Origin of the sequence: Desulfobacter sp. UBA2225 (assembly GCF_002348205.1) — a bacterium.
Taxonomy (GTDB): domain Bacteria; phylum Desulfobacterota; class Desulfobacteria; order Desulfobacterales; family Desulfobacteraceae; genus Desulfobacter; species Desulfobacter postgatei.
In genome coordinates, this window is sequence record NZ_DDYV01000321.1 from 1 (window position 1) to 6780 (window position 6780).

Sequence of the window (6780 nt, forward strand, 5' to 3'; positions counted from 1 at the left end):
CCAGGTACTGGGCGGCAAAGGCCTCATTCACCTCAATCAGATCAAAATCATCAATGCCAATTCCGGATTTTGCCATCAGGTTCTTGACCGCCGGAACCGGAGAGAGCCCCATGACAGAAGGGTGGCAGGCACCCATGCCCGTGGCTTTAATTTTTGCAATGGGGGTAAGCCCCAATTCCTTGGCCCGGTCTACGGACATGATCACCATGCCGGTGGCGCCGTCATTGATGCCCGAGGCGTTGCCGGCAGTAACCTTGCCGGTTTTTGGGATAAAGGCCGGGGGCAAGGCGGCAAGGTTTTCCAGGGTTATGCCGGGCCTGAAATGTTCATCCTTGTCAAAGATAATGGGGTCTTTTTTACGCTGGGGCACTTCAACGGGAACGATTTCATCGGCAAAGCTGCCGTCGTGGGTGGCCCGTTCGGCATTGTTATGGGAACGAAGCGCCACCTCGTCCATCTCCTCCCTGCCGATGTCCAGAAGCTGGGCAACAAACTCTGCCGTATGCCCCATAATATACGGTTTGCCCAGGAAGTCCGAGGCCGGGGCCTGGGTGGTGTCCACGGGCGAGGTTTCATCAAAGGGCAGAAGCGTGGATCCGCAATGCAGGGAATGGATCAGGGCATCCACAAAACTGGTATCCTGGAGACGGCATCCCCAGCGGGCTTTGGGCACGGCATAAGGAACACCGGACATGTGCTCGGTGCCGCCTGCCAGGACCACATCGGCCATGCCGGCCTGGATCATGGCCATACCGGACAGGACCGCTTCCATGCCTGAAATGCACACCCGGTTGATGGTTACGGCAGGGACTGTGTTCGGAATACCTGCCATCAACGCGCCGACCCGGGTCGTGTTCAGGGTATCGTGGTGCTCCACACAGGAGCCGTAGCGTACGTCATCAATGATGGCAGGGTCGATTCCTGCCCGTTTGACGGCCTCTTTCATGGTAATGCCGGCAAGACAGGCACCGTTCAGGTCTTTTAGTGTGCCGCCAAAAGCACCTATGGCCGTGCGGCAGGCTGATACAATGACAACATCTTTCATAAAGATATCCTTTTAAAACCCAAACTCATCGGCCCAGGCGGAAAACCGTTTTGCATGGCCCGGATTCAGTTTGGCAAGGGATTTTTCAATCTTTTTCCGGGTCATGACTTTATCTCGTTTTTTCGGGCTTTTTGAATAAAATTTATCTGCACAGCAGATAATTTTCTCTTCCAGGGAGACAGGTACCATATCCCTGTGGGGCAGGGGCAAATCCGCTTCAATAATATTTTCAAGGGTTATGCCGGCCCCTGTATGGCGTTCGGACACAAGGCCAAATTCCGGGGGCAGGCCCAACCCGTCTAAAAGTTCACGTCCAAGGTATCCGTGACACACATAGGGGTATTTACCTGCACAGCCAATTTTCGGAGAACTGGTTTTAAAAATGCCTATGTCATGGAGCATGGCTGCCTTTTCTATGAAGTCCATGTTCGGGTTCATGTGGACAACGCCCTTTGCGATCTCCAGGCTTTTGTGGGCCACCTGTGTACTATGCGCCATCAGAATGGCAAACAGCTTTGAATCAGGGTCATAAAATTGCCTGATAATTTCCACTGGGTCTATCTGCATAAAAATATCAAAACCCTTCTGCTATGTATCCTGGGAGCCGGACAGCAACACCCCTTCGATAAAGGGGTCCAGATCTCCGTTCAGCACCCGGTCCACATCCCCGATCTCAAGGTCGATACGATGGTCTTTTACCATTCTATACGGATGCAGCACATAGGAGCGGATCTGGCTGCCCCAGGCATTATCATCCTTGCCGTCATGCAGGCTCTGCTTTTTCTGCTCCTGCTTCTGCTTTTCCAGCTGATAAAGACGGGATTTAAGCACTTTCATGGCAATTTCCCTGTTTCGATGCTGGGAAGATTCCTGCTGGCACTGGACCACCACCCCCGTAGGGAAATGGGTGATGCGCACAGCTGAACTGGTTTTGTTGACGTGCTGGCCGCCTGCCCCGCTGGCCCTATACACATCAACACGCAGATCTCTTTCATCAATATCTATATTGATTTCATCCTTGATCTCCGGATAAACAAAAACTGCCGCAAAGGAGGTCTGACGTTTGCCACTGGCGTTAAAAGGAGAGATCCGGACCAGGCGATGCACCCCGGATTCGGCTTTCATAAATCCGTAGCAGTTAGGGCCGGAAACATAAAGGGTTACCCCCTTGATACCGGCTTCATCTCCCTCCTGGTAGTCTATGATCCGGCACTTGTACCCCTTTTTATCGATCCACCGGGTATACATCCGGAACAGCATTTCCGCCCAGTCCTGGGAATCCGTTCCCCCGGCACCGGCATTGATGGAGACAATCGCATCCCTGGCATCATCCTCCCCGTCAAGCGTAATCTCCAGAGAAAATCGCTTTACCTTTTTCTCCAGATCGGCCAGCATCTGTCCGGCTTCCTCTTCAGCCGCCTTATCCGACTCTTCCCTTGCCAGTTCCAACAGCACGTCCACATCCTCAATCTCTGAAAATATGGCATTGCAGGTGTCAATAAGGGCGGCGATGGTGGTGCGCTCCTTTAACATCTCGGTGGCTTTGTCCGGATCATTCCAGAAGTCTTCTTTGGCAATGAGAAACTCAAGTTCCCGAAGGCGTTTTTCCTTTACAGGGAGGTCAAAGATACTCCTTAAGGCGGTTGGCTTTAGCAGTGATGGAAGAGATGATCTGTTTATATTCTACACTCATTATAAAGGTCTCCTAAATTTTTTTAGAATGAATTTTATCACACAAATCAGAAAAAAGGCAACAAGGCACGCTTTAGCGGCAAGATCCCCGTGGCGGGTATAAAACGTTTGGCCGGACATGACCGGAACCTGCCGGGTAAGCGCGCAGGCAGTGAAAATATCTGTTTTCTCAAGAATGGTGCCGGAAGGATCAATGAATCCGGAAATACCTGTATTTGCGACCCGGACCACGCTGCGCCGGTTTTCAACAGCCCTGAACACCGCCATGGAAAAGTGCTGGAGGGGCGCCTGGGTCCGGCCGAACCAGGCATCATTGGTCATGGTGGTTAAAATATCTGCCCCGTTGCGCACAAAGGCTCTGGCAATATCGGGAAAAATGATCTCAAAGCAGATTAATACCCCGGTTGTTCCCGTACCGAAATTCAGGGGCACCGGCCCGGTTTCCCCCTTTGAAAAATCACCGGCACCGGCTGTCAATTTTTCGGCAAACCGGAGCAGGCGTTTGAAAGGCACATATTCCCCAAAGGGCACCAGGTGGTGTTTGTCATAATAACCCTTTGGCAGTGCAAGGGGGTTGAGCATGCAGGCCCGGTTGTAATACAGGAAACCATCGTCCGAAGGCCGAGCTGCGGGGATACCGATGAGAAAAAAAGTACCGGCCTTTCTCACCATGGCATCCACCCGGTTCGAGGGTACAGGGTCCATACCATAGTAAAAAGGCAAAGCTGTTTCCGGCCACACCACAAGATCGCAGGGCATCGCTTCGAGGGATAACCGGGAATACCGGTCTATGGTTTCATCAACAAATGCTTTATCCCATTTGCGGTCCTGGGAGATGTTGGCCTGGATAACCGAAATTGTCCGGGAAGGCACCCCGTTGATCTGCCCACGGACTTGGGCCAGTTTAAGATGGCCGTAAATAAAAGCAGAACAAAGCAGAACCATTGAAAGGCTTAAGCCTGCCATATTTGTTTTTTCAGGCCATGCCCTTCGGGAAAACGACTTAAAGGCAATGACCAGAACCCCGTTGACAGCCACCAACAGAAAAGAGATCCCCAAGACCCCGAAAGTGTCTGCCGCCTGAATCAAAACACGGTTGGGATACTGGCTGTAACCGAGCACACCCCACGGAAAACCCGAAAACAAATAGGTCCTGATGTATTCCAGGGAAACCCAGGCCACAGCCCCCCAGAAAGGGACAAGGCCTTCGGGAACAGGTATCTTTTTCATGGCCAGGGCAAAAACGCCTGTATAAGCAGACAGGTACAGAACCAGAAGCAACAGGCAAGACAGGGCCGCAAAAGTGTTTAGTCCGCCGTATTCGGTTAAGGTGGGAGAAATCCAGTAGATAAGGGGCAGATAAAAGCTGATCCCCGTGCCAATGCCTGCATAAAAGGCCTGCTTTGAACTCAGCCGTTCAAGGGAAAGCCATAACGGGACCAGGGCAAAAAAGGCTGCCGGATAAAAGCCTGGAGCCGGAAATGCGGAAAAGAGCATTAGACCGCTGACCAATGCGGGTAAAAGGGGTAATAACGCGCCATATAGAGGTTTGAATTGCATTTTGAATGACCTTAATTAAAAATTCTGGTATATTTATCAAAAAATCTAAGCGTTCGTCAATTTTGGAAGGTGGTGTTTTATGACCCATGGGCATGATCGTACATCTTTTGACTCGATTCTTATTCAACGGGGCGGGCCTGTCCAAGATCCCCCTCCTTTCATGAATTCAGATTTTTTTTCCCGGAGAAATATTAAAAATGTATTGATTTACTCCCCTGTGGGTATCTGTATTCTTTACCGCACTGCCATCCACTATGCAAATCCGGCCTGTTACGTCATGACCGGCCATGAATACGGCAGTATGGAAGGCAAATCGGCCCGAACCCTTTTCCCAACGGATAAAGAATTTAAGCGTGTGCATAATATCTTTATCAAAGGGGTTAATCAAACAGGATCTGCTACAGTTGACTCCCGGCTGTCAAGGGTGGACGGCACCGCTTTTGACTGCCGCCTTCGGGCCTGCCGACTGGATCCCGGAGACCATTCCCAGGGCCTGTTAGTCACAATATCGGATATTACGCAAATCAACTCCAGACAGATCAGGGAAAATCAAACCCGGAAAATGGAAGCCATTGGCGTGCTCGCCGGCGGCATTTCCCATGATTTTAACAATCTGCTCATGGCCCTTCAGGGGCATCTATCCCTGATGGGGATCAACGCAAACCAGCCGGAAAAAATCAAAGATCATATCCGGCAGATGAACCTCCTGATTCAGACTGCGGCTGAACTTACCGGAAATTTATTGGGTTTTGCCCGCGGGGGAAAGTACCAGGTTGAACCCCTGGATCTTAACCAGGTCGTGGAGATGGCCCTAAATGTTTTCCAGCCGGGAAAAGAAAATTTTGTCATTGAAAAAAAACCGGATCCGGATCTGTACAAGGTAAACGCGGACCGTTCCCAGCTTGAACAGGTATTGCTCAATCTTTTGGTTAACGCCTCACAGGCCATGGTGGATGGCGGCACACTTACCATAGAAACCCGGAATATAAAAATTGAGTATACCCACAACTTTCATTTTGAGGTGGAACCCGGTGATTACGTGGAAATCAGTGTTCAGGACACCGGCATCGGCATGGATGAAACCATTCAGAAAAAAATTTTTGATCCCTTTTTCTCCACCAAGATGCCCGGGGCTATAAAACAACGGGGATTAGGCCTGTCAACGGTGTTCGGCATTGTGAAAAACCACGGCGGCTTCATCACGGTGGAGAGCAAAAAAAATGCCGGATCCGTATTCAGGGTGGCACTGCCCGCTTTGGTCTCCGTGGATGTACAACGTTTTGAAACGGAGAGTGTCGAGTTTGATCTGATGCCCAAAGGCGGGGAAACCGTTCTTACTGTGGATGACGAAGATGACGTCCTTGAGGTGGGGGCAGCTCTTCTTGAAGTTTTAGGGTACCAAGTCCTCCAGGCCCGAAACGGTAGGGATTGTCTGGATCTGATATCAAAGCACGCGGGCAGAATTGTGCTGATTATCCTTGATCTGATCATGCCCGTCATGGACGGCAAGGAGACCTTTTATCGGATCAGGGAACTGGACCCCGACATAAAGATACTGATATCCAGCGGTGCCGGCATAGATGAAGAAATGAAAATGATGCTTCGTGACGGGGATCACGGTTTTTTACAAAAACCCTTTTCCATGGACAGATTTTCAAGGGTCATTCGCGATATTCTTGACAGTCCTGATTGATAACCATTTAATTTTTATAGTTCTTTACAACTTTTTTACCAAATGGTAATCTATTAGAATTGATTAAGGAACAGATGAACAACATTCAGGGTGGTTCCGTTCCCATTATCAGGAGCATGTTATGGAACAAATAAAAATTCGATTTGGGAATCATATTGAAACGCCGACCACAGAAGATAAATCTTTTGAAGATATATTTCAATCCGTTAATCCCATGTTTTGTTTTTCAAAACGAGTCTGGAGACCCCAGATGGATATTTTTGAAACCAGGGATGAAATCATTATCCAGGCCGAAATTGCAGGTGTCCGCCAGGAGAACATGGTTATTGAACTCTCAGACAAGGCCGTAAAAATTTCCGGAGTGCGTAAAAGCAGCCAGCCCGATCCCACCGCCACCTACAGACTTGCTGAAATACAGTTCGGCCGGTTTGAACGGATTCTTTATCTACCCAGTGTCATTGACATGGAAAAAGTGTCTGCTTCATATGACAACGGATTTCTTGAGCTGAAACTAGGGAAACAACCCAAAACGAATTATTCTTCGAAACCGAAACTGCCCATTGATTTTTTATAACAGTCGTGGGATAGACAGGGGCTATTGACAGCCGGGGATGGCCCCCCAAAAAAAAACAAAAAAATCCAACGGATTAGGCGATTGTATTTAAAAAGGAAAACGAATGGATGAATTAAACCATCCCTCCGTCCCCATCACTACTGACGACATACCTGACGAACTTCCCATTCTTCCCATAGTGGATACCAATCTGTTCCCCAAGATGGTGTTGCCCCT

6 protein-coding genes are annotated in these 6780 nt (G+C 49.6%); 2 read left to right on the forward strand and 4 right to left on the reverse strand.

What is annotated here, in order from left to right:
• From B3D59_RS16615 to lnt, 4 genes are all read right to left on the reverse strand, one after another.
• The coding region (locus B3D59_RS16615) for a thiolase family protein (protein WP_286822251.1) at positions 1-1045 on the reverse strand (1045 nt) is incomplete at its 3' end.
• A 12-nt stretch (positions 1046-1057) separates the two neighbouring features.
• Entirely contained in the window at positions 1058-1612 is a 555-nt protein-coding gene (locus B3D59_RS16620) for an HDIG domain-containing metalloprotein (RefSeq protein WP_286822252.1), read from the reverse strand.
• A 21-nt stretch (positions 1613-1633) separates the two neighbouring features.
• Positions 1634-2738 (reverse strand): peptide chain release factor 2 gene (gene prfB, locus B3D59_RS16625; RefSeq protein ID WP_286822253.1). Its coding sequence is split into 2 segments (ribosomal slippage): positions 1634-2668 and positions 2670-2738, totalling 1104 coding nucleotides; the frame shifts between segments, so codons are not numbered across the junction.
• Entirely contained in the window at positions 2738-4297 is a 1560-nt protein-coding gene (gene lnt, locus B3D59_RS16630; RefSeq protein WP_286822254.1) for an apolipoprotein N-acyltransferase, read from the reverse strand. Before lnt ends, prfB begins: the two co-directional genes overlap by 1 nt.
• Positions 4298-4376: 79 nt before the next feature.
• Here lnt and B3D59_RS16635 point away from each other — a divergent pair, with 79 nt between their 5' ends.
• The gene (locus tag B3D59_RS16635; protein ID WP_286822255.1) at positions 4377-5990 is read left to right on the forward strand and encodes a hybrid sensor histidine kinase/response regulator; all 1614 of its coding nucleotides are present in this window, start codon (positions 4377-4379) and stop codon (positions 5988-5990) included.
• A gap of 121 nt (positions 5991-6111) precedes the next feature.
• Positions 6112-6564, forward strand: coding sequence for an Hsp20/alpha crystallin family protein (locus B3D59_RS16640; protein ID WP_286822256.1), 453 nt, complete (start codon positions 6112-6114; stop codon positions 6562-6564).
• The last annotated feature ends 216 nt before the right edge of the window (positions 6565-6780 follow it).

Bases quoted from the DNA above. Each gene is read 5' to 3' on its own strand.
- B3D59_RS16620 (WP_286822252.1), bottom strand. From the start codon at position 1,612: ATGCAGATAGACCCAGTGGAAATTATCAGGCAATTTTATGACCCTGAT.
- lnt (WP_286822254.1), bottom strand. From the start codon at position 4,297: ATGCAATTCAAACCTCTATATGGCGCGTTATTACCCCTTTTACCCGCA.
- B3D59_RS16635 (WP_286822255.1), top strand. From the start codon at position 4,377: ATGACCCATGGGCATGATCGTACATCTTTTGACTCGATTCTTATTCAA.
- B3D59_RS16640 (WP_286822256.1), top strand. From the start codon at position 6,112: ATGGAACAAATAAAAATTCGATTTGGGAATCATATTGAAACGCCGACC.